Raw genomic sequence first — 23,136 nt, forward strand, 5'->3', positions numbered from 1 at the left:
AGCGGCTTTTTGTGCAAGATACTATGATTGGTATGAGTATAGTATAAAGCGTATACTATAAGGATGAAAAACAGTGTATGATCATGCAAAACGAAATGTATAAAAACATATGCTAACCGTAACTTTTATGCTAAAGAGTAGTCTAATTGTATAAGGTATTTTCATTGATGAATACGTAGGTTAGTCGCATATACAAACAAGCACCACACAGGCAGCTGGAGTGAACCAGCCTGCTCGAGGAATTTTAAGGACAGGGGCGTTTTATTAATGACTGGCAAAACAAAAACAATGCGCAGATGGATTGTATTCACTCTCGCAGGTACACTTTGGATTCAGCCTGTAGTGGAGTTGGGTCTTCCAGCAAGCTCATTGTTGGCAACGCAAACAGCAGCGGCAGCATCGACCACCAAGCTGGATGAAAGCTACATTACATCCGGTGCCAAATTGCTGCAATATCGATATAAGACAACACGTTCTGGCAGAAGCATTAATGTTCTAGCGGATGTCGTTCGAGTGGATTTGCAAAATCCTTATGTGAATCTCGATGTGATGACAGGCAAGGGTGGTAAATTTACGACCCGTCAATCGGTTGAAGGCATGGCGCAGGAGACAAAAGCAGTTGCCGGCGTGAATGGTGACTACTTCAATACAAGTGCAGAGGGCGTACCGATGGGAGCGCAGGTATCTGACGGTGTGCTGATGTCGAGTCCTTCGCAGTTAACAGGAATGTATGCATTTGGCGTGACAAAGAGTGGAACGCCGATGATCGAGCAATTTACATTTGAAGGTAAGGTTACGGCTCAGGATGGCTCTACCTTTGACCTGGCTGGTATCAATCAGGCCTCCTATATGACAGAGCCGGATAAAACCTACAGTCACATGAATAAAATGTATATTTATACTGATGCCTGGAAAGCGACAGAACGTCCAGCAAATAGCTCAACCACGCCAACAGAGGTGTTGGTAGAGAACGGCGTGATTACACAGATCTCTGCGAATAAAACGATTCAGGAAGCAGTGCCTACAGGTGCATATATTTTGCGTGCGCATGGAACAGCTGCGAAATACATTCAGCAGCATATGGCAGTCGGGCAAAAGGTGACAACCGATTATTCCCTACGGGTCAAATCAACTGGTAAAACGGTAGACCCGTCCGATCTGAAAATGATGATCGGTGGTCATACCATTCTGGTTGATGGTGGCAAGCCATCCTCGTTTTCTCGTAGTGTAAGCTCCATCGGGGGTAACCGTGCACGTACATCGGTCGGTTATTCTCAGGATGGACGCTATGCGTATGTCATTGCTGTGGAGGATAATGACAATAGTGCAGGTATGTCGCTGTCCGAGCTGCAAGACTTTATGACATCGATCGGTGTATGGAAGGGTCTAAATCTCGATGGCGGTGGTTCAACGACGCTCGTAAGCCGTCCGCTTGGCGAAGATAAGGCTACACTAGCGTTTGAGACGGAATATGGCGGTACAACACAGCGTAGCGTAGTAAATGGACTCGGTGTATACACAACAGCGCCTCAAGGCAGTGTGAAGGGCTTTAGTATTAGCGGGCCAAAGCAGCTATTACTAGGTCAAACGGCAACCTATTCGGCGAAGGGCTATGACACGTACTATAACCCGATCAAAAACGATGCGATCAAGCCAACCTGGAAAGCAGGCAATAGCAATATTAAATGGACAGGTGACCAGTTCCAGGCTGTAAAATCAGGTACTGCCAAGGTCACAGCGACAAGCAATGGTATCAGCACAAGTATGAATGTAGAGGTTGTAGGCGCAGAAGCGATTCAAAGTCTGACACCAGCCAGCAAAACCGCTTCATTACAAGCAGGAACAACGATTTCTGTACCGGTAACTGCGACATTGAAAAATGGCTCCAGTCTGACGATTGCACCCGAAATGCTAAACTGGCAGTTCGTCGGCTTTAAAGGTACAGTTAAAGGTGATCAATTGACGATTAACTCGGTCGACAAGGATGCTAAAGTGGGCTATGCGATTGCTCGCTATGATGGCTTTAGTACGATGATCGTACTGGGCACAGGTGGCGCACAGGCAAGCACATGGGAAGATTTCGAAAATACAGGCTATAATATTAGCTTCCTAGGCAATCCAAGCAATGTTACAGGCTCGGCTAGTATTGTACAGGGCGCAGATGATCATGCAAGCTCCAAAGTATTGCAGCTAAGCTATGATATGACAGCTGGAACAGCGAAGAAGTATGCCTATGCGCAATTCAACGGAACCTCTGGTAAAGCATTGACAGCAGGCTCGTCATCGATGTCTCTCGATGTATACAGCGATCAGAGCTATAACTGGCTGCGTGGCGAGGTTACGGATGCAAATGGCAAAACTGTATACATTGATATTGCCAAGAGTCTGAACTGGAAGGGCTGGAAGACACTGAATGTGGATCTGTCCGGACTGAATATTGCGTATCCAGCCAAGCTGAAACGTCTGTATGTGGTGAATGTAGAAGAAGGTCAGGATGAGCGTGCAGCGACAGGCATGATCCAGATTGATAATATCAAGCTGACCGGTGCAACACAGGCGCCAAGCTTTGCGAATCCAACCGGTTCACTGGCGATGACAGTCGGCAAAAAGACGGCGACTTTGAATGGTCAAGCACAGTCAATTGATGCAGCACCAATGCTCAAAGACAGTGCCACGTATATTCCGGTAAAATACATCGTAGATGCTTTTGGTGGACAGGCAAACTGGGATCAATCGAATCAACGAGTGACGATTTTGCGTGCAGGACAATTGATCGATTTGACGGTTGGACAAAAAAATTATGTACAAAATGGTCGTTTGCAGAGTTCATCGGTTGCACCAGTTATCGTTTCTGGTAGGACTTTAGTCCCTCTAAGACTCGTATCTGAGCAGCTTGGATTGAATGTAAAATGGGATCAAACAACCAAGACGATTACTATCCAATCATGATAAGTTATAATATGATATAAAAGTATCATATAAATGACTTACAGAAATGGAGAAGATCAAGTGGAGTTCCACGCTGATGCGATAGATCACGTCATTAAGAACGCAACAAATGTAATGGAAAACAGCAAATATCAGATCTTCGAGATTTTGGACACTTCGCGGCGTGAGCTGTTGTCCCTGAATACTGAGCTTGAACTGGTATTGCGTGAGACAGCGGAGACGATCGAGAAGGTAGACAAGCTTGAGGTCGGTTATCGCAGTTCCCGAATCAGACTCACTGAAGTAAGTCGTGACTTTGTGCGGTATAATGAAGAAGATATCAAACAAGCCTACGAGAAGGCGACTCAGCTACAGCTTGATCTGATGATATATCGGGAAAAGGAAATGTATTTGAAGGCACGCCGTGACGATTTGCAGAAGCGAGTGAAGAACGTAGAAAACTCCATTGAGCGAGCTGAAACGATCGGCTCGCAAATGGGAGTTGTGCTCGAATATTTATCGGGTGAGCTGAATCAGGTCACCCGTATTATTGAATCTGCTAAAAATCGTCAGCTGATCGGCCTTAAAATTATTTTGGCGCAAGAGGATGAACGCAAGCGCATTTCCCGTGAAATTCATGATGGCCCTGCACAATTACTGGCAAATCTAGTTCTTAGGACCGAAATTGTAGAAAGAATGATCGCAAAGCAGGATTATGCGATGGTACGGGACGAAATAATAGATTTGAAGGGACAGGTGCGTTCCAGCCTGGAAGAAATGAGAAAAGTCATTTTCAATTTAAGACCTATGGCCCTCGATGATCTGGGGCTTATTCCAACTCTGCGGAAGTATGTGCAGGATTATGAGGAAAAAACTCGAATCCGTTCTATTTTTGAAACCAGAGGCAAGGAATACCGGCTCAGTTCCGCGATGGAGGCTGCCATCTACCGCCTGGTACAGGAGGCACTGACCAACGCAGCAAAACATGCCGAACCGACGTATGTCACTGTCATCATTACGTTTCAGGCTCAGATTGTGAAGCTGACCGTAGAAGACAACGGCAAAGGCTTTAATCTGGAAAAGGTAGATCAGCGTACCAAAGACCATAATAACTTCGGTCTGATTGGCATGCGCGAACGAGTCGAATTGCTTGACGGCAGAATGGAAATTGAATCTGCTGAAAATCAGGGGACAAAAATTGTCATTCATATTCCAACGAATGTGGAAAAGTGAAAGGAGTAACAGGATGGAAAACCATGATTACGGCTCTAAAAAAATTAAAATACTGCTGGCCGATGATCATCAACTGTTCCGCGAAGGGCTAAAGCGCATCCTCAATATGGAGGATGATCTGGAGGTCATTGGCGAATGTGGAGATGGTATTCAGGTACTGGAGTTCTGCAATCATACTCCACCGGAAGTTGTATTGATGGATATCAATATGCCAGTTGAGAACGGGGTAGAAGCGACTGAGAAGCTACGCGAGCTTTTCCCTGACATTAAGGTTATCATTCTGTCGATTCATGATGATGAAAGCTATGTGTTTGAGACACTGCGCAAAGGCGCTTCGGGCTATCTGCTCAAAGACATGGAGGCAGAGTCTCTTGTTAATGCGATCCGCTCTGTAGTGGAAGGGCATGCTTACATCCATCCAAAAGTAACAGGGAAGCTCATTCAGCAGCTTCGCCGGATGACGTATGTAAACGAAACAGGCACGCTGGCTGATAACAATAATAACGGCGACACTGGTGTGAAATTTGTAGCCGGTGATGATAATCCACTGACACGACGCGAGGCTGAAGTGCTGCGTCTGATGGCAGAGGGCAAGAGCAACAAAATGATTGGTGAATACCTGTTCATTAGTGAGAAAACGGTTAAAAACCACGTGAGTAGCATTTTGCAAAAAATGGAGGTTGATGATCGTACACAAGCGGTTATCAACTCGATCAAGCATGGCTGGGTTACACTGTAACTCGAATTTTGATCTGAACTAGACGTGAGTGATATACTACAATAGTAAAGTCAAAGTGAAGCACACTTTCCCTCAAACGGATAAGTGTGCTTTTTTGTTTTGCGTACTTTATTATGACTGAACGTATCTAGCTTTATACGTAGAGCTTTTTAAAGTCAGGAGCATATAGCGTAAAACAAACATATATGATAACGAGAGTAGACCGACCAACCATTACATTCATAGTATAGATTGGAGGAAATAGAGTGAAGGTAGATTTATATGCGACAGAGCATGAACAGGGCTGGAGACTACATGTATCGCTGGATATGCGTATTGATAGCTTATGGTGGACAGCTACAAATAAAAGAGGCTATTCATGTCGAAGCTTATGGCATATCGTTAGTGACTTGCCAGTGGGCTGGGCATTTGCCTGCGTACGCCATTTTAATGGTCGCTTACAGCATCAAAAAGAAGCAACTCATCCAGCCACATCCTTTGAGCAGAATAATAAAAGACATTATACCAGCGCAGCAGAAGCTACTATTGTAAATGCTTCTGCGATGATCGAGCAGATCAGACAGTGGTTGAGTGAATACATAACAGCAAGACAGTCCATTGCTAACAAATTCTACAGTAGAGGTCATTCTTTTATAACGTCTTCAGTTGGCCCGTTTGCCTCTTCCAAGTCTGCGCCGACAAGCACGCAATTACAGCTCGTCTTTCCATGTACATTATGGACGCGAGAACGAGGCTGGACGGGCAGCGGTCAATATGTGCTATCGAATCAGGGAGCAGGCCAGCTTCAAGGCGATATGCAGCAGATCGATCGTAAAAAGCAGCTCACCTGTGGAGCGATCGCGCTTACAGGCTTATTAAATGGTCGTTCGTTATTATTACCAGAGCTGCATCATTTGATGGATGAACAGCAATCACCATATGCAGCAGGCTGGAGAAGCTATCTACAGCTAGCCTATCTGCAAAAGCATATTCGTTTGCTGGATAGTGTGTATGTTAGCAGTGAAGCCTCAACAGAGGATCAACAATCGGATAGCAGCTGGTCTTTCGTGAATGCAGTTAAACATAGTATCGGATTATCTTCCTATCAGCATACAGCTTGTCGTCGCTGCGGAAGTACAAGCATTCGTTATACCTCATGTGCAGGCTGCGGCTCGTCTGCCTGTGGATATTGCGAGGAATGCTTAATGATGGGCAGAAGTCGTGAATGCGGTCTATTATTGCAATCTGTCCGTCCACCTATTGCTAGCCGAATAGCGGAGCAAACAGAGCAGAAAAGGATCAGCCAGCCCAATGTAGCACAGCCATCGCGAACGGCACATACACTTTTTGTGGTGGCGCCATTTGCTGCGCAATCGGCTAGTGCAGGTTTGCAGGGAAAACAGCAGAGTTCTCTAGCATGTACAGAAGGAAAAAAGGATATACAGGCGCGTTGGGGATTGAGTAATGCACAGACAGCCGCAGCTTTGCAGGCTCTTTCATTTTTACAGACAAAGGTGGAGTTTGTATCTTCGCAATTTACTCCATCATTACTATGGCAGATAAGCAAAGCCTACTGGCACAGATGCAAAGCGACTTTAATAGAAACAAAGGGTCATTTACAGCTGGGTTCAGATGATTCTACGCAGAGAACGAGAGCGAGTACAACGGAAATGTATCAAGAACATATTATAAATGATCAGTCTGCATACTCTATTTCCCATTCCTATTCTATAGAAGATGTTGATTCACCAGCTATTCAAGATGGTCTTATACAAATGGACAAGCTTCCACGCTCACGTCGATTTTTACTGTGGGCGGTGACCGGAGCCGGGAAAACAGAAATGATTTTCCCATTGATCGATTATATGCTTCAAAAAAAGCAACAGGTTTTAATCGCAACACCAAGGCGCGATGTGGTGCTGGAGCTGGCTCCGCGACTACGACAGGCATTTCCAAATGAGCAGGTCGTTGCTTTATATGGTGGGAGTGACGAGCAATGGACACAAGGAGCGATTACGATTGCTACAACACACCAGCTACTACGGTATCATGCTGCATTTGATCTCGTAATTATTGATGAGATTGATGCATTCCCGTATGATGGAAATCCAATGCTAGCCTATGGAGCCTATACAGCCTGTCGTCCAGACGGGAAGTTTGTCTATTTATCCGCTACTCCCTCAGACGCGCTACAACGGGCGATTCGTCAAGGACGACTGGCGCATGCAAAGGTACCTGTACGCTTTCATGGGCATCCTTTACCTGTTCCTAAGCGCATCAAGACGCCATCCTTTGTAAGCTGGTATGGTAGCGGCAAGCTTCCTACGGAGCTACTACAGCAGGTACAGCATTCGATTGAACGAGGCGCACAGCTATTTTGGTTTATGCCACGTATCGCCTGGATTGAGCCGATGGTGACATTGTTAAAAGAGCATTTTCCCATGCTTCATATTGCCGGTACTTCTTCCGAGGATGAACAGCGTGCTCAGAAAGTATTACAATTTCGCGAACGACGGATTCGTATTCTCGTAACGACTACGATATTAGAGCGTGGCGTGACAGTTCCAGGGAGCGATGTGTACATTATTGATGCGCATGACCATGTATATCATGCGTCTGCGCTTATTCAGATGGCAGGTCGAGCGGGTAGATCCAAGCAAGACCCGGCGGGAAAAGTTGTCTTTACCGCATCTGAATACGGTCGTAGCCAGAAGCAGGCGATTGGACAGATTCGTTTAATGAACCGCATTGCACGTAAACAGAACTATATTGTATCGTCTGTGGAAAGGAAGTGAATCGATGAGTCACTTTCTTCATGCACCCAGTTGGAGCAAGCTATGGCGATATCTGTACCCTCACCATCAGCAGTGTATCAGCTGTGCCCATTCGATTATAGCCTCATCCGTCTATGATGGGCTTTGCCATGCATGCGCTAGCCGTATTCCATGGATTATGAAGCCGCAGTGCAAGGTATGTGGACGAAGCATTTATTGTGAGGATTGTCAGCGTCAGGCGATGCAACGCCGTAGTTTTTTGCTTAATCGTAGTGCTGTTCGTTACAATACTGATATTCGTAGCTGGCTAGCAGCATATAAATATAGGGGCAATGAGCGGTATGAAGGTGTATTTGGGCAGCTAATGGTGGAAGGCTACTATCGTCTACAAGCAGAGCTAAGTACTCATTTCGGGTTTGAATGGTCTCCTGCCTGGATTACATCTGTGCCAGCAAGCACGAATCGATTACAGGAACGCGGCTTTGATCAGGCAGAGCAGATGGCTCGGTGGCTGGCAGCGGATATAAAATTGCCGTATCTCCCCTTATTAGAACGTACCCGGCAAACGATGAAGCAGAGCGAGCAAGGAAGACAGGAGCGCATTCGTAGTATGGCAGGAGTTTTTTCCTATTCGACTATGGCTGGCTCCCTGGTGCAGGATGTGCTACAACGACATCATGAACCGTATGGATATATAAATAGGATATCTTCCTATATAGCCTCTCCAGCTGTTCCTATGCAGGCACCATCGCTACAAACTAACCAGTCGCTTCGAGTACCTGTTCAGCTGGAGGATGAACGAGACGCTAATCGGGTGATTCCGATCCTGTTAATTGATGACATTTATACAACGGGAAGTACCATTCATAACTGTGCATTAGCCTTACATGAATTAGGCGCTCAATGTTGTGTAAAATTTCAGGTGATCTCGCTTACCTGTGCACGCTCCTAATTCTCATATCGCTGAACCAACGATCTATATACTAAATACGCTTAAGGTAAAGCCGGATTGCCCGTGAATATGACCAAATCATAAGCAAATTGTTAACAAAACGCTTAATTTATTAAGTAATGCTAACAAAATGCGTGTTTGTTTACGATATAAATAAAGACATCTTCATTTAAATAACCTTAGAGCTTGGACAACATAGATGGGATAACACTTACAGGAGGCGAGCAGTTTATGAATTTAGGAAATTGTCCTCAATGCGGGAAACTGTATGTACTTAATCTAAAAGGCATGTGCAGCGATTGTATCAGGGATATTGAAAGACAATATGAAGACTGTAATCACTATTTAAAAGAGAACAGAGGAACTACAATTACGGAATTGTCCGAAGTAACAGGAGTATCGATCAAGCAGATTACGACCTTCATTCGAGAAGGACGAATCTCCATCGCGAATGCACCAAATATGGGATATGCATGCGAGGTGTGCGGAACGCTTATTCGGGACGGCAATATGTGTGATTCCTGTCGTGCGCGTTTAACAAAAGATATTCGTAACGCATATAACGATGGGGATGCTGGCAAAAGTAATCAAGCGGAGAAGACGCAGGGGGCCTATAGAATTGTCGACAAATTCCGGGATAACTAGGAACACTTCCTATTCCTAGTCAAATAACGACAATTCCTAGTACATTTTGAGTGTTAAAACTTGCATAGCTGTGCAGGTTTGGGACTTAAGGAACGAAAAAAATTACTACACAATTAACCACTTTAAGACTATAAAAAATAAGGAAAAAGTGGTCGATAATCTTAGTAACAACAATTCGGTTGCCTTAATGATACCAGGAAATGCAATATTCCGAATATCACCCAACATTCCTGTTATCTCAAAAAGGACTTCCTAATTTTGAAAAGACGATCTATCTTCCCGAAGCAAATGACTCTAAGGAGTAGGAACTCTTTCTCAAATTTACTAAGGAGTGTGTAAAAAACCATGAAAATTAACGATACACAACGTGTAGGCGCTGTTAACCCATACCAACGTACAAACGAAGCAAAGGCCGTAACTGGCGAAAAGAAAACAAGTCGTAAGGACGAAGTGTCCATCTCTCCAGAAGCTATGGAAATGCTGCAAGCGAACACTGCACAAGCAACTGCTGATGCAGAGCGCGCTCAAAAAATTCAAAGTCTGAAAGAGCAGGTAGCTGCAGGCACATACAAAGTCGACGCTGGTGCGCTGGCTGACAAGCTCCTGCCTTTCCTAAAAGGAACGGGGAATTAATAAATGAATGGAACTGTGCAGCCGCTGGTGGCTAAGCTAAATGAACTGAATGATAGCCATCTGCAATTAATCGAACTGGGCGAAAGCAAAAAGCGAGCCGTTATTGACAATCAAATCAATGAATTGATTGCCGTCATGAATCAGGAATCCAAGCTGGCCAAACTGGTCGAGCAATTGGAAAATGAGCGCGAGCAGCTCGTTTACGAATTCCTGCTGGAACGGGGCATCAAGTCCAAGCTGCGGCTTAATCTGACTGAGCTGGCGCGGCTGGTGTTTGATCCCGATGAGAAACAGCAGTTGCTTGACGCTCGCTCTACTCTGTTCGATACACTGCAACGGTTCCAGCAACTTAATGACCTGAACAAACAGTTGATTCAACAGGCTTTGGAATACGTAGACTTTTCATTGGAAATGATGGCGCTTGTTCCAGAACAGGAAGCGACCTATCAACATCCGGCTGAGAAAGCTTACGGTTTTACTCGTTCCGGATTGTTTGATACAAGAGGCTAATATTTAGGAGGTTCCTATGACATCAACATTTCATTCCATTGAAACGGCTCGCCGGAGTCTGGCTACAAATACAACGTCACTGAGCACTGTCTCTCACAATATCGCTAATGCCAATACAGCAGGATACTCGCGCCAAGTGGTACATACCAGTGCCACGAATCCATTGGAAGCCGTGGCTTTTCGTAATTCGACAAACTCCGGACAACTGGGTACAGGCGTCGAGGCGACTTCGATCAAACGTGTGCGTTCGATGTTTTTGGATACACAATATCGCGGTGAGAATTCTTCACTTGGAAGCTGGACCGTACGCTCAGACACCCTGGGCAAGCTGGAGAAGGTAATTAACGAGCCTTCCGATACAGGGATGCAGACCGTAATGAATAAGTTCTGGAGTGCATGGTCAAACCTGAGTAAAGACCCTCAGAGCACGACTAACCAGAAGGTCTTGAAAGAAACGACACTGGCATTAACTGATGCAATGAATCAGACCAGCCAGCAACTGGATGCATTGAGCACGGATCTGACCTCCAGTGTTTCGTTGGATGTATCCACAGTAAACTCCTTGTTAAGTACAGTAGGCACCTTAAATCAGAATATTATGAAGATCGAAGCGCAGGGCAATGATGCGAATGACCTTCGCGATCAGCGCGATTATGCGATCGATCAGATTTCTAAATATGGTAATGTCACTGTGACTGAGCTGAATACAGGCTATCAAGTGAACTTTGGCGGTCAACAGGTCATTACTGGCGGTACCGTTACTCCTCTTACAGCTGCTGGCGTACAGACAGCATTTGAGGGTGGAACGTTGAACAGCGGAGAAATGTATGGTCTTATGTATTCCCGTGATGTTCATGTTGCAGGTCAAAAAGCACAGCTCGATCAGCTGGCGAATACACTCGCTAACGGCGAATTCAATGTCACATTGCCAGCCGGCTCAGTTATTCCAGAAGGAACCGTGTTAAACGGTGTAACCTACTCGGATGCCGCTGGTAATCGTACGTTAACGTCCGATCTGACCACAACCGTTAAAGGGATTAATGGTCTGCACAAGCTGGGCTACAATAGCTCCAGCCAGCAGGGTGGAGATTTCTTTGGTACCTCGGATAATAGTGGCACGATTACAGCCGGCAATATTACGCTGAACAAATCGTTACAGGATGATCCAAGTAAAATTGCATTCTCTTTGCGTACTTCCGGTACAGGCAGTGGTGAAAAGGTCGTAGCTGGTAACGGCGGACTTGCTCTGATCATGTCTGAATTGAAGGGTACAAAAATGGACTTTGGTGGCGTAACGCCAACGACAGTTCAGGATTATTTTAACGGTATTGTTGGTCAGCTTGGTGTAAGCTCACAGGAAGCGAGTCGTCAAACAGATAACTCGCAGACACTTACAGATCAAGTGGAAGCGAACCGTCAGTCGGTAAGCGGCGTATCCCTTGATGAAGAGATGTCTGATCTTATCAAGTTTCAGCACGCCTATACTGCATCTTCCCGTTTCATGACTACGATGGATCAGTTGCTCGAACGTTTGATTAACAGCACAGGTCGTGTTGGACTCTGATAAATGAGGAGTAGATAATAATGGCAATTCGTATTACTTCAAATATGGTGTCCAATCAGACACTTAGCAATCTGAACAAAAACAGAAACACGATGAGTGACCTGAGCATGCAATCCTCTACAGGTCGCAAAATCAATAAAGCATCGGATGATCCAGTAGGAACAACGTATGCGCTCCGCTACCGTGCGGAGCTGGCTGCTACGGATCAATACAAAACAAATACCGATGCAGCGCAGAGTTGGCTGGATTATTCAGATACGGTTATGGGGCAGTCAACCGATATTATGAAGCGCGTCAAAGAGCTTGTTATTCAGGCAGGTACAGGTACAACTGATGGTAGCGGTCTGGAAGCGATCAAAGATGAGCTTGGTGAATTGAAAAGTCAAATGGCCGATATCGGAAATAGCCAGCTGACAGGTCGTTATATTTTTAACGGCGAGAAATTCGATGAGCGACCTTACGAGCTTAATGCTACAACAACAAGCTATGGTGATGTGGTGACTGATACTGGAAAAGTCACTTATGGAATCAGTGAAAAGGTTTCGATTGGCGTAAGTACAGATGGTAACGAATTTTTTGGTAAGCCATCAGATAATGATAATGCATTTAAAATTTTGGATCGCTTGACGAGTGCGATTGATGGAGCGATTGCTGCAAAGGATGGCAATTATTCCGCAATTAGTGGTGAGCTGGGTAATATCGAGTCTCGTATGAGTACGATGGGAGCAGCACGTGCGGAAGTTGGTGCCAAAACGAACCGTGTTGAATTGGTAAACAGTCGGTTAGGTGATCGTGAGCTCAATGTAAGTGACCTGCAATCCAAGGTTGAGGATGCTGACATTTCTGAGGTTATGATCAAGGCAACAACAGCGCAAACCATCTATCAAGCTGCTTTACAAACATCAGCTTCCACAATGAAGCTGTCCCTCGTTAACTTTTTGAGTTAAAATGGAAATATAAAGGAATCATAATAAATTTAAAAGGCTATGGACTACCTCTGTCCGTAGCCTTTTGCTGAAAATAGGGAGGAATATGTACCATGTCCGATTCACAGCCCAATCCATCTATCGTCTCTGAGCATGATGAAAAAGTATTTACATTCGCTAAAGGTATTCCCGGGTTCTCTGAAATAACAAGCTATACGTATGTTCAACAGATTTCCCCATTCAGCATTTTACAGTCAGTGGAGCAATCTGATATTAGCTTTATCCTGCTAGATCCTTTTTCGTATTTTCAGCAATATGAGGTTGAGATTCCAGAGGATGTTATTGACGAGCTTGGAATCACGAACGAAGAAAAGGTGGTCGTCCGTAATATTGTGTCGTGGAATAAAGTACCGCAGCATCGTACTGTGAATCTAGTAGCACCGATTATTTTTAATCTGGATACGATGCGAGCAAAGCAAATTATTCTACAAAATACAGATTATACGATTCGTCATCCACTACAACCAGCAAAATCGGAAGGGGATGAAGGCTAATGCTCGTTTTATCACGCAAAAAAGGCGAATCGATTATCATTGACGATCATATTGAAGTTACGATTCTATCAACGGATGCAGATACAATCAAAATCGGCATTAGTGCCCCGAAAAATATAGACATTTACCGTAAAGAGATCTATCATGCCATTCAATTGAGTAATCAAAGCGCTGCTGTGAATGTAGCGGATATTCAGGATTTCCTGAACGAGAAGCAAGAGTAGGATCAATAAGCAGATTGGTTTTATCATCCTAAATTTTGTTATTTATTTTAGAAAAAATATCAAAATGCTATAAAGTAAACCAATCATATGGTCGATATATATTTTAGAGCAAGAGCAGGTAATTACTTCTAGTATAAATACTTGTTAATCGCTCAAAAAAACCACATGGATGTGGAATAAACAATTTCAGGGAGGAAACACCAATGATTATCAATCACAACATTCCAGCACTGAACACTCAACGTAACTTGAATCTGAACAGTGCAGCAGCAAGTAAAAACATGGAGAAATTGTCTTCGGGTCTGCGTATCAACCGTGCAGCGGACGATGCAGCGGGACTGTCGATCTCCGAAAAAATGCGTGGTCAGATTCGTGGTCTGGAGCAAGCACAACGTAACGTTCAAGACGGTATCTCTTTCGCACAAACAGCAGAGGGTGCAATGAACGAAGTCAGCTCCATGCTGGGACGTATGAAAGAACTGAACGTACAGAAAGAAAACGGTACGTACAGTGCTGGCGACAAATCGAACATCAATGCCGAGTTGAACCAACTGGGTAAACAGATCGATTCGATCATGAGTAACACAACGTTCAACGGTATCAAAATCACTTCTTCTGTAACTGTACAAGCAGATGATTCTAAATTCCAGATCACTGTATCCGGTGTAAGTACATCTGGTTTCAGTGCACTTGATTCTTCGAGCAGCCTGTCCAGCATCAGTACAGCAATCGAGAAGGTAGCAACACAACGTGCGAACCTTGGTGCGGTACAAAACCGTTTGGAATACACTTCGAACAACCTGGGTACAACTGTAGAAAACCTGACAGCATCCGAGTCCCGTATTCGTGATACTGACATGGCGAAGGAAATGGTTGCTCTGTCCAAGAACAACATCCTCGTACAGGCTTCCCAATCGATGCTGTCCCAAGCAAACTCTGCGCCACAAGGCGTACTTTCCCTGCTGCGTTAATCGTAAGCCTGGAAATCTCAAAAAGGACCCTGATCCAATCAGGGTCCTTTTTATTTTGCATAAATAGATAATGGATCAATATATACTATGTTCAATATTGTAGAATATATATTTATCAATATTTAGAATTAACTATACATAATCACGAGGATACAGACGATATATTATTTAGGAAAAGAAATTCAAAGCGCGGCCGGCTTTGAATTCTTAATCCGTACACTAACCACATGGATGTGGAATAAACAATTTCAGGGAGGAAACACCAATGATTATCAATCACAACATTCCAGCACTGAACACTCAACGTAACTTGAATCTGAACAGTGCAGCAGCAAGTAAAAACATGGAGAAATTGTCTTCGGGTCTGCGTATCAACCGTGCAGCGGACGATGCAGCGGGACTGTCGATCTCCGAAAAAATGCGTGGTCAGATTCGTGGTCTGGAGCAAGCACAACGTAACGTTCAAGACGGTATCTCTTTCGCACAAACAGCAGAGGGTGCAATGAACGAAGTCAGCTCCATGCTGGGACGTATGAAAGAACTGAACGTACAGAAAGAAAACGGTACGTACAGTGCTGGCGACAAATCGAACATCAATGCCGAGTTGAACCAACTGGGTAAACAGATCGATTCGATCATGAGTAACACAACGTTCAACGGTATCAAAATCACTTCTTCTGTAACTGTACAAGCAGATGATTCCAAATTCCAAATCACTGTATCCGGTGTAAGCACAGCTGGTTTCAGCGGCTTGACTTCTACGAGCAGCCTGTCCAGCATCAGTACAGCAATCGAGAAAGTAGCAACACAACGTGCGAACCTTGGTGCGGTACAAAACCGTTTGGAATACACTTCGAACAACCTGGGTACAACTGTAGAAAACCTGACAGCATCCGAGTCCCGTATTCGTGATACTGACATGGCGAAGGAAATGGTTGCTCTGTCCAAGAACAACATCCTCGTACAGGCTTCCCAATCGATGCTGTCCCAAGCAAACTCTGCGCCACAAGGCGTACTTTCCCTGCTGCGTTAATCGTAAGCTATGTATTTTCGCGAAAGACCCTGATTTTATCAGGGTCTTTTTGCTTATTTTAGGCGATAGAAGTTAAAGAAAGCGTACAGCTAACCGATAATAATAGTACATAGTTGAATACCAGCGTGAATTTCACGTATACCATCCATACTCATACATCAAGATTGAAGGAGGTTATGAAATGAATCCTATTAACAATACGAGCAGTATTGCGGCTACGAATTCATACTCCAATGTTCTCAAAGATAACACTCCCAAAAATACAGATACTCCTGCCGAGCTTATTGCTGCTGCGAATACAGGTCCTCAAAAAATGGCCGATTCTCAAGCTGTTTTACAAGAATTCCAAAAAACAGTGAATGCAATTCAAGGCCCGGCAAAGTCGTTGGAAATTTCGATGCATAAAGAAACACATTCGATCATGATCAAAGTAAAAAATAAAGATACCGGTGAATTAATTCGTGAAGCACCTCCAGAAAAAGTTTTAGATGCTTTAGCAAAACTTATGGAAATTACCGGTCTAATTGTCGATAAAAAGGTATAAGGGGATGAAGAAATGGCAGTTACAAGAATCTCAGGTTTAGCAAGTGGATTGGATATCGATGCAACAGTCAAAAAATTAATGACTGCTGAGAAGGCACCGCTAGATAAGCTGAATCAACAGCGACAGCTGGTATCCTGGAAGCAAGAAGGGTATCGTGATGTCAGCTCCCAGCTCGTTACATTTCTGAATGACAAGCTTGCTAATCTGAGCTTGAGTAGTGCAATCAATGCTCAAAAGGCAACGGTCAGCGGTGATACAAACTCTGTATCGGCTACTGCAACCGGAGCATCCGGTGGTTCAAGTATGAATGTGACGGTATCGCAGCTGGCAACAGCTACACGCGTCACTTCCAGTGCAGGTGTTTCTGCTACCGATGCAAATGGTGGTAAGGATGGATCCTTGCTCAAAATGTCAGACGTAACAGGCAGTAGCAGTGATGGATCTGTATCGATTAAGCTTGGAAATGGTTCAGCGGTTACAGTCAACTACAGTGCGACTGATTCGATCAATGATTTCGTGCAAAAAATTAATACCAGCAAAGCAGGGGTTACAGCGATCTATGACTCCGGCTCAGGCAAAATGTCAATCACAAGTAACGCTACAGGTAGTAGTGCCATCAACTTATCCGGTGCAGCATTTGGTAACTTTAATATCGCAAGCTCTACCGCTAGCGATTCAGCGAATAGTGTTCTTGGTAAAGACGCTAAAGTAAATATCAACGGTCTGGATATGACCCAATCATCGAACCAGTTTACAGTTAATGGTGTTCAATTATCACTTAACGCTGTAACTCCTGCTGGTCAATCTTCCCAGATTAATATTACTTCGGATACCGATAAACTCGTTAGCTCAGTACAAAGCTTTGTCGATGCATACAACAGTGTTCTCTCCCTGATGAATGGTAAAATAGGCGAAGAGCGTTACTCCAAATACCAGCCACTAACAGATGATCAGAAAAAGGATATGAGTGACGACGAGGTGAAGCTTTGGAATTCTAAAGCAAAAAGCGGGATGCTCAAGGGAGATAGTATTCTCGAGCAAACCATTTCCAATATGCGTACAGCAATGGTTCAGGGTGTGAAGATGGATAATGGAACAACGATCAACTTCGCACAATTAGGAATTAGCACAGGCACGTATGAAACAAAAGGTAAGCTCATTCTGGATACGAATAAGCTTAAAAGCGCTCTGGAGCAAGATCCGAATATCGTTAATAACTTCTTTGGTACGAACAACTCAAAAAGTACGCTGGACAATAAGTATACCGAAAATGATGGCATTCTCGCCAAAATGAAAAAGATAACTCGCTCTTCTCTAGAAAGTATGGCGAGTACAGCCGGTACATCAAAGGTCAGCAGCGATACCAATGCTTCATTCCTGGTTAACAGCTTGCTTGGAGGCCAGTTAACTACGCTGGATCGCCAGATTAGTGATATGAACAGCCGACTCAACGACAAAGAGACGAATTATTATAAGAAATTTACTGCAATGGAAACCGCCATGAACCGATATAATAGTCAAGCGTCAGCACTTGCAAGTTTCAGCTAGAAATAAGGGGGCAATAAAGTGATTCAATCACCTTACCAAAAATATCAACAGGCACAGGCGCAAACTGCTTCTAAACCAAAACTGCTTATCATGTTATATGATGGTGCCATTCGTTTCGTAAAAGCCGGCATAGAGGGAATTGAAGAACGTAATTATGAAAAAGCCAACAACAATCTGTGCAAAGCACAAGCGATTGTACACGAATTGATTTCGGCTTTGAACTTTGATTTTGCGATTGCAGGCGACCTGCTCATGATCTATGAATATATGCTGCATTGTCTGATCGAATCCAATGTGAAAAAGAACCGCGAGCTGGCTGAAGAAGTTCTAGTTCATCTGAGTGATCTGCGCGAAACCTGGATAGAAGCGAGCAAGCTTCCTGACGTGGCAACAAGCGTATGACGCATCCAAATGAAGAAAGCATGTCCTCCCTGCTAACGCAGCTGTATGCGTTAACGATCAGCATAATAGAGCGCTTGAATATCATAAGTGATGAAGAGTTATTCACCTTTATTGACGAGCGCGGTATGATTCTTGAGAAGATGGAGCTATATCGCTCAGAGCTTACAGAACAGCATAAAGCGCAAATTGCTGAACTGATGAATATGGATCCGATCATTTTGAACAGAATGGATCAGATCAAGCAGGAAGCAGGCCAATGGCTGGAACGACAAGGAACGATCCGTAACCAGCATCATGCTTATCATCAGCATCATGTGACAGATAGCTTTTTCGTAGATCATCGTAAATAAAAAAGCATGTGATCCTAAATTGGGTCACATGCTTTTTTTATGAAGTAGGTAAATAGACTAGTTTTTTACAAAATACTTATAGAAGCTTTGGTAAATCCGATATATTGTGTATAAGAAATACCAGTCTTGTCTATATACTAGGGGGATATAACATTGAACGTAGCTTTGTACGGTGCAAATTTTTCGGGATATTATGCTATTGAAGCAGCAAAATTACAAGATCATAATGTGATTTTTATTCTAGACCGACAGCCTGAAAATAAGCATGCTCAGATTAGTGATCAGCTTCCTATTTTTAAGGATATTGATTCGGTTCCAGAGCATTTAAAGCAAAGTATCGATCTGATGCTGATCGCACTGGGAGACGAGCAGTCTGCACAGCAAAAAAAGCTGGAGCTCGCTGAGGAATTAAGCTGTACTATCCAAACGGTGCATGAAGCACCTTATGCCTCATTATATAAGCTATTTAAAAAGACACAATCGCCGATGGTATATCTTGAAGAGGAAGGCTATTACCGTAGTGCAGATGAAGGCCAATCTGTTGATCAAGAGGGGAATGCGATTCCGTGGGTTAACTATGGAATGATGCATTTTTTGAGAAACAGAATTCCATATAATCTGGTTGTGTTCGAATATGGAGCAGGACATAGTACATTATGGTGGAGCACACATGCAAAGCGGTTGATGACCGTGGAGCATAATAAGGAATGGTATGAATATATCCTTAGCAAAATAGATAAGGATAACACCGAGTTAATTTATCAGGAATTGGAGTATGATGGTGCCTATTCCAAAATGGTGAATCGCTTAGATGATATCGATATCGTCTTTATTGATGGTAGAGATCGTATAAATTGTGCGAAGCAAGCAGTAGAACGCTTAAATGAAGCAGGTGTAATCATCTGGGATAATACAGACCGAGAAGATTACAATCAAGGTTATGAATATCTCATCGATAAAGGATTCAAACGACTTGATTTTAAAGGTGCAACAGCTTTTATGAATCAGGCCTCCTGCTCAAGTATCTTTTATAGAGAGCAGAATTGTCTTGGATTATAGACGAATTGGAAGTAAAATATAATTCTCGCTAAGTGGTAAAAAATAGAAAGCGCGTATGACCGGTAATTTGCTGGAATACGCGCTTTTTGCTGTAAACTAGGCAAAAAGACTGGTTTTTTTACAAAACATTCATAGAAGTTACCAGAAATCCGATATACTGATAGAAGAGATAATAGGAAACTGGACTAACCAAAGGGTGGTGTAATTGTGTCTACGTTACAAGCGAATATAAATTTCTTAAATAAAAAATTCCCTCATGTTGTTCAATCAATTACAAATATGAAGGCTGATGAATCTAGCGTCTATACAGAACGTGTGGAGAAAGACGAAGCATGGTTAGAGGCTGTAGAAGGATCAGTTGGAAGCTTCAAGCTTATTTTTATGTACGGATTTGGGCAGGGGCTGGCTTTGATCGATTTATTAGAAAAGTATCCTGATCGCTGGATTTTTGTATATGAGCCTAATGTAGCAACCTTTTATGATACGATTGAAAAATTTAATTTTGTCGAGTTGTTTCAGCATCCTGGATTTAAAGGACTAGCTGTTGGCGAAGAGCACTTGAAAATGCTATTTTCCTCGATTCTTAATTATATGGAATCGGATTTGGCATTTGTTGCACATCGACATTATCTGGAGCAGGATAGCAATCAGCTATATGAGTTGAAAGAGGAATTTTTGAAATATAATCAGACTTTTGAAGTCAACCAACAAACAATGAATCATTTTCGTGTGCAATGGATGCAGAATAGCATGTATCAGCTAGCAAATGTATTGACTTCTCCATCTATTGAAAATCTGGCAGGATCACTTCCTGGCTCTACAGCTGTCGTTGTAGGCTCGGGTCCTTCTCTGCAACAGGATATCGAATGGTTACAGCGTATGAAGCCACATGCTTTGATTATTGCGGCAGGCTCCAGTATTCAGGTATTAGCTAAGCATGGCATTGAGCCGCATTTAACAGTAGTGATGGATGGCGGGGAAATCAATACGACAATCTTCAATAATCCAGAGACATTGGTAGCACCACTTTTGATCACTTCGACAGCTTATCATGGTATTAACCCGCAGCATGAAGGTCAGACCATTTATAGCGTATTACGTAATGATTTTGTATCTCAATATTGTATAGACAAGCCGAAGGAAGCCTTTTTGATTGAGCCTACTTCGACTGTAACAGGTACTGCTATGCAGGCTGCCATCGCGCTTGGAGCGAAACGTATCATTATGATGGGACAGGATTTATCTTTCCCTAATAACCAGTTCTATGCGGAAGGTGTCAATCATGCATATTTACCTTATTTGCAAATGAAGGTAGATGAGGCTGTGTCCAATCAGCTAAGGGTCGAGAATGTACATGGCTCATTGAATACAACCACAGCAAGCTTTATGTTTATGAAAGAGGGTCTGGAAGAATTGATCGCCAGCTGCCCTAATGTACAATTTATCAATTCGACACGTAATGGTGCTAAAATCGCAGGCTCGATTTTTATGCCTACAGAAGATGTATGGCCGCTGCTTGAAAATGAGAGTATGGAAGAAGCCGCTATTCGCAATTTGATAAACAACCAAAAAGTATCTGTTCAGTCACAAAACATCGTAGAGATACGAGAACGGATTACCGATACAGTAAAGGATTTTGGTGTCGTGAAGCAAGAATTGCAGGCGCTTAAGAAGCTGCTGGCTAAAGCACAGGATCTAAGCCGCTCCAAACCGTTAAAGGCACAGCAGGTCACAGAACAAATTGAACTTGCCTGGACGAAGATTGTAAATCGGAGCTGGTTTGAGCCTGTAGCTGATTGTATGATTCCAATTGAGCTATCCCAGTTTGATAAGCAATTGCCAGTCATCGTAACTGAGAAAAATATCGTGACTAAAACTAGATTGATCTATGTTCATCTAGGTGAATTGGCGGATCGCATTTTAAATATGCTAACTGAGATCGAGGATATTTTCTATGTGTCAATTGAGCGTCTTGAAAAAATAAGCATAGCTTGATACGGACGGGAGGCCAATCCTTAATGGGGATATATCACAATAAAAAAATACTTGTTACTGGCGGTACAGGAACGATCGGTAATCATTTGATCAAGCATCTGCTCAAAGATAATCCTCAGGTGATACGCGTTTTTAGCCGGGATGAGTATAAGCAATATGAAATGGGGTTGCAATTCAAGGAGCATTCCTCAAAATTACGATTTTTGATCGGTGATGTAAGAGATCAGAGTCGACTGATCCGAGCAATGGAGGATATTGATTACGTGTTTCATCTAGCTGCGATGAAGCATGTCCCTTTTTGCGAATACAATCCCTTTGAGGCTGTGCAAACAAATGTGATTGGAACGCAGAATGTCATTCAGGCAGCGATTATGAACAATGTTGAGAAGGTGTTGTTCACAAGCACAGATAAGGCGATTTCTCCGACGAATACGTATGGTGCAACCAAGCTTACAGGAGAGCGTCTGATACTGGCTGCTGAATATCAAAAAGGCTCAAAAAAGACTACCTTTTCCGCTGTACGCTTCGGTAATGTAATGGGGTCTAGAGGCTCAGTTATTCCGTTATTTCATAAGCAAATCAATGAAGGACAGAATATTACGATTACCGATCCGAAAATGCTACGCTATATGATGACGCCAACACAGGCGATCGAATTGATTTTGGAAGCAAATGAAATCGCGAAGGGTGGCGAGGTATTTGTACTTAAAATGCCTGTTATCCGTGTAGGTGATCTGGCAGAAGGCATGATCGAGCTAATGAATGAGAAGAGCGGCGGTCGTGTTTGTTCCAACATCGAATATATTGGTTTACGACCTGGTGAAAAGCAATTTGAGGAGCTCATGACATTGGATGAACAGACGATTGTACTTGAAAAAGAGAATATGTACATCATCCCATCCATCTTCAAATTCCGAAATGCTGAGGAAAGTAAACCTCTTATTGATCTGGAGATGAAGCCTGTAAGTAAGGAAACAATCAAGCAATGGTTGGTAGAGGAAAGCTTGGTCTAAAAATTGTGATAGGTGAGTGAATATCATTGGAATTTATCAGGTTGCGTGAAACGCATTTGGAGCTGGTTATGCATTGGAGAATGCAACCACATGTAACAAAATATATGTTCAGTGATATTCAGGCAGATATGGACAGGCAAAAACAGTGGTTTGAAGCAGTTTCTAAGGATGATACACAGTGCTATTGGATCATTATGGTGAAGGATAAGCCGGTTGGCTTGCTCTCATTGAATGATATAAACAGGGTACATCGACGTTGTAGCTGGGCTTTTTATATTGGAGATGAGAGTGCTTCAATGATCGGTATGATGCTAGCGCCTTATGTGTATCATTATGTGTTTGAAGAACTCGGTTTTCATAAGATAACTGGAGAAGTAATGGAGGGAAATGATAAGGTTCGAAAAATGCATGTGAGCTATGGCTGTACGGAAGCAGGCTGTCAGCGTCAGCATATTTTTAAATATGGAGTATTTCATGATGTGTATGTGTATGAAATGCTGAACGAGCAGTGGCAGCAGCATAAAGGCAGATTTGCCCGCAAGCATGCACGATTCGAGTAA

The 23,136-nt window shown here is 43.4% G+C and carries 22 protein-coding genes; all 22 read left to right on the forward strand.

Annotation, left to right across the window (positions count from 1 at the left end):
* The first annotated feature begins 267 nt into the window (after positions 1-267).
* The 22 genes from SK066_RS03300 to pseH all read left to right on the forward strand — a co-directional run bounded on the left by SK066_RS03300 (position 268) and on the right by pseH (position 23,136).
* Positions 268-2,949 (forward strand): stalk domain-containing protein, encoded by a 2,682-nt coding sequence (locus SK066_RS03300; protein WP_320543634.1) that lies wholly within the window; start codon positions 268-270, stop codon positions 2,947-2,949.
* A 60-nt stretch (positions 2,950-3,009) separates the two neighbouring features.
* On the forward strand, positions 3,010-4,161 hold the full coding sequence (locus SK066_RS03305) for a sensor histidine kinase (RefSeq protein WP_188774141.1): 1,152 nt from the start codon (positions 3,010-3,012) through the stop codon (positions 4,159-4,161).
* A gap of 13 nt (positions 4,162-4,174) precedes the next feature.
* Positions 4,175-4,900 (forward strand): response regulator, encoded by a 726-nt coding sequence (locus SK066_RS03310; protein WP_188774140.1) that lies wholly within the window; start codon positions 4,175-4,177, stop codon positions 4,898-4,900.
* A 245-nt stretch (positions 4,901-5,145) separates the two neighbouring features.
* Complete coding sequence (locus SK066_RS03315) at positions 5,146-7,674, forward strand: helicase-related protein (protein ID WP_320543635.1); 2,529 nt, start codon at positions 5,146-5,148, stop codon at positions 7,672-7,674.
* Between the two features lie 4 nt (positions 7,675-7,678).
* Positions 7,679-8,605 (forward strand): ComFC family protein, encoded by a 927-nt coding sequence (locus SK066_RS03320; RefSeq protein WP_320543636.1) that lies wholly within the window; start codon positions 7,679-7,681, stop codon positions 8,603-8,605.
* Positions 8,606-8,836: 231 nt separating this feature from the next.
* On the forward strand, positions 8,837-9,250 hold the full coding sequence (locus tag SK066_RS03325) for a TIGR03826 family flagellar region protein (protein WP_320543637.1): 414 nt from the start codon (positions 8,837-8,839) through the stop codon (positions 9,248-9,250).
* Between the two features lie 345 nt (positions 9,251-9,595).
* Complete coding sequence (gene flgM / locus SK066_RS03330) at positions 9,596-9,883, forward strand: flagellar biosynthesis anti-sigma factor FlgM (RefSeq protein WP_188774137.1); 288 nt, start codon at positions 9,596-9,598, stop codon at positions 9,881-9,883.
* A gap of 3 nt (positions 9,884-9,886) precedes the next feature.
* Positions 9,887-10,393 carry a flagellar protein FlgN gene (locus SK066_RS03335; RefSeq protein ID WP_188774136.1) on the forward strand — a complete coding sequence of 169 codons (507 nt, stop codon included), beginning with the start codon at positions 9,887-9,889 and terminating at the stop codon, positions 10,391-10,393.
* Between the two features lie 16 nt (positions 10,394-10,409).
* Positions 10,410-11,957: a flagellar hook-associated protein FlgK gene (gene flgK, locus SK066_RS03340; protein WP_320543638.1), complete on the forward strand. Its 1,548-nt coding sequence runs from the start codon at positions 10,410-10,412 to the stop codon at positions 11,955-11,957.
* Between the two features lie 20 nt (positions 11,958-11,977).
* Positions 11,978-12,904, forward strand: a complete 927-nt coding sequence (flgL, locus tag SK066_RS03345) for a flagellar hook-associated protein FlgL (RefSeq protein WP_320543639.1) — start codon at positions 11,978-11,980, stop codon at positions 12,902-12,904.
* Between the two features lie 92 nt (positions 12,905-12,996).
* Positions 12,997-13,437, forward strand: coding sequence for a flagellar assembly protein FliW (gene fliW / locus SK066_RS03350; protein ID WP_320543640.1), 441 nt, complete (start codon positions 12,997-12,999; stop codon positions 13,435-13,437).
* Complete coding sequence (gene csrA, locus SK066_RS03355; RefSeq protein WP_320543641.1) at positions 13,437-13,661, forward strand: carbon storage regulator CsrA; 225 nt, start codon at positions 13,437-13,439, stop codon at positions 13,659-13,661. The genes fliW and csrA overlap by 1 nt, the downstream gene beginning before the upstream one ends.
* Positions 13,662-13,864: 203 nt before the next feature.
* Entirely contained in the window at positions 13,865-14,632 is a 768-nt protein-coding gene (locus SK066_RS03360; protein ID WP_320543642.1) for a flagellin N-terminal helical domain-containing protein, read from the forward strand.
* Between the two features lie 265 nt (positions 14,633-14,897).
* The gene (locus SK066_RS03365) at positions 14,898-15,665 is read left to right on the forward strand and encodes a flagellin N-terminal helical domain-containing protein (protein WP_320543643.1); all 768 of its coding nucleotides are present in this window, start codon (positions 14,898-14,900) and stop codon (positions 15,663-15,665) included.
* 181 nt (positions 15,666-15,846) lie between these two features.
* Positions 15,847-16,209, forward strand: a complete 363-nt coding sequence (locus SK066_RS03370; RefSeq protein WP_250345251.1) for a flagellar protein FlaG — start codon at positions 15,847-15,849, stop codon at positions 16,207-16,209.
* Positions 16,210-16,221: 12 nt separating this feature from the next.
* A complete protein-coding gene (gene fliD, locus SK066_RS03375; protein WP_320543644.1) occupies positions 16,222-17,757 on the forward strand; it encodes a flagellar filament capping protein FliD in 1,536 nt (511 codons plus the stop codon).
* Positions 17,758-17,775: 18 nt separating this feature from the next.
* Entirely contained in the window at positions 17,776-18,159 is a 384-nt protein-coding gene (gene fliS / locus SK066_RS03380) for a flagellar export chaperone FliS (protein WP_320543645.1), read from the forward strand.
* Entirely contained in the window at positions 18,156-18,509 is a 354-nt protein-coding gene (locus SK066_RS03385; protein ID WP_320543646.1) for a hypothetical protein, read from the forward strand. Before fliS ends, SK066_RS03385 begins: the two co-directional genes overlap by 4 nt.
* A gap of 153 nt (positions 18,510-18,662) precedes the next feature.
* Positions 18,663-19,568, forward strand: a complete 906-nt coding sequence (locus SK066_RS03390; protein ID WP_320543647.1) for an O-methyltransferase — start codon at positions 18,663-18,665, stop codon at positions 19,566-19,568.
* Between the two features lie 207 nt (positions 19,569-19,775).
* Entirely contained in the window at positions 19,776-21,563 is a 1,788-nt protein-coding gene (locus SK066_RS03395; RefSeq protein ID WP_320543648.1) for a motility associated factor glycosyltransferase family protein, read from the forward strand.
* Between the two features lie 23 nt (positions 21,564-21,586).
* Positions 21,587-22,576, forward strand: coding sequence for an SDR family NAD(P)-dependent oxidoreductase (locus SK066_RS03400; protein ID WP_320543649.1), 990 nt, complete (start codon positions 21,587-21,589; stop codon positions 22,574-22,576).
* Between the two features lie 68 nt (positions 22,577-22,644).
* Complete coding sequence (gene pseH / locus SK066_RS03405) at positions 22,645-23,136, forward strand: UDP-4-amino-4,6-dideoxy-N-acetyl-beta-L-altrosamine N-acetyltransferase (RefSeq protein WP_320543650.1); 492 nt, start codon at positions 22,645-22,647, stop codon at positions 23,134-23,136.

The sequence above is a fragment of the Paenibacillus hunanensis genome (assembly GCF_034055775.1).
Taxonomy (GTDB): domain Bacteria; phylum Bacillota; class Bacilli; order Paenibacillales; family Paenibacillaceae; genus Saccharibacillus; species Saccharibacillus hunanensis.

Bases quoted from the DNA above. Each gene is read 5' to 3' on its own strand.
- SK066_RS03300 (WP_320543634.1), top strand. From the start codon at position 268: ATGACTGGCAAAACAAAAACAATGCGCAGATGGATTGTATTCACTCTC.
- SK066_RS03325 (WP_320543637.1), top strand. From the start codon at position 8,837: ATGAATTTAGGAAATTGTCCTCAATGCGGGAAACTGTATGTACTTAAT.
- SK066_RS03335 (WP_188774136.1), top strand. From the start codon at position 9,887: ATGAATGGAACTGTGCAGCCGCTGGTGGCTAAGCTAAATGAACTGAAT.
- fliD (WP_320543644.1), top strand. From the start codon at position 16,222: ATGGCAGTTACAAGAATCTCAGGTTTAGCAAGTGGATTGGATATCGAT.
- SK066_RS03310 (WP_188774140.1), top strand. From the start codon at position 4,175: ATGGAAAACCATGATTACGGCTCTAAAAAAATTAAAATACTGCTGGCC.
- SK066_RS03385 (WP_320543646.1), top strand. From the start codon at position 18,156: ATGACGCATCCAAATGAAGAAAGCATGTCCTCCCTGCTAACGCAGCTG.
- fliW (WP_320543640.1), top strand. From the start codon at position 12,997: ATGTCCGATTCACAGCCCAATCCATCTATCGTCTCTGAGCATGATGAA.
- SK066_RS03365 (WP_320543643.1), top strand. From the start codon at position 14,898: ATGATTATCAATCACAACATTCCAGCACTGAACACTCAACGTAACTTG.
- SK066_RS03370 (WP_250345251.1), top strand. From the start codon at position 15,847: ATGAATCCTATTAACAATACGAGCAGTATTGCGGCTACGAATTCATAC.
- SK066_RS03320 (WP_320543636.1), top strand. From the start codon at position 7,679: ATGAGTCACTTTCTTCATGCACCCAGTTGGAGCAAGCTATGGCGATAT.
- pseH (WP_320543650.1), top strand. From the start codon at position 22,645: ATGCATTGGAGAATGCAACCACATGTAACAAAATATATGTTCAGTGAT.
- SK066_RS03400 (WP_320543649.1), top strand. From the start codon at position 21,587: ATGGGGATATATCACAATAAAAAAATACTTGTTACTGGCGGTACAGGA.
- SK066_RS03360 (WP_320543642.1), top strand. From the start codon at position 13,865: ATGATTATCAATCACAACATTCCAGCACTGAACACTCAACGTAACTTG.
- flgM (WP_188774137.1), top strand. From the start codon at position 9,596: ATGAAAATTAACGATACACAACGTGTAGGCGCTGTTAACCCATACCAA.
- csrA (WP_320543641.1), top strand. From the start codon at position 13,437: ATGCTCGTTTTATCACGCAAAAAAGGCGAATCGATTATCATTGACGAT.
- flgL (WP_320543639.1), top strand. From the start codon at position 11,978: ATGGCAATTCGTATTACTTCAAATATGGTGTCCAATCAGACACTTAGC.
- flgK (WP_320543638.1), top strand. From the start codon at position 10,410: ATGACATCAACATTTCATTCCATTGAAACGGCTCGCCGGAGTCTGGCT.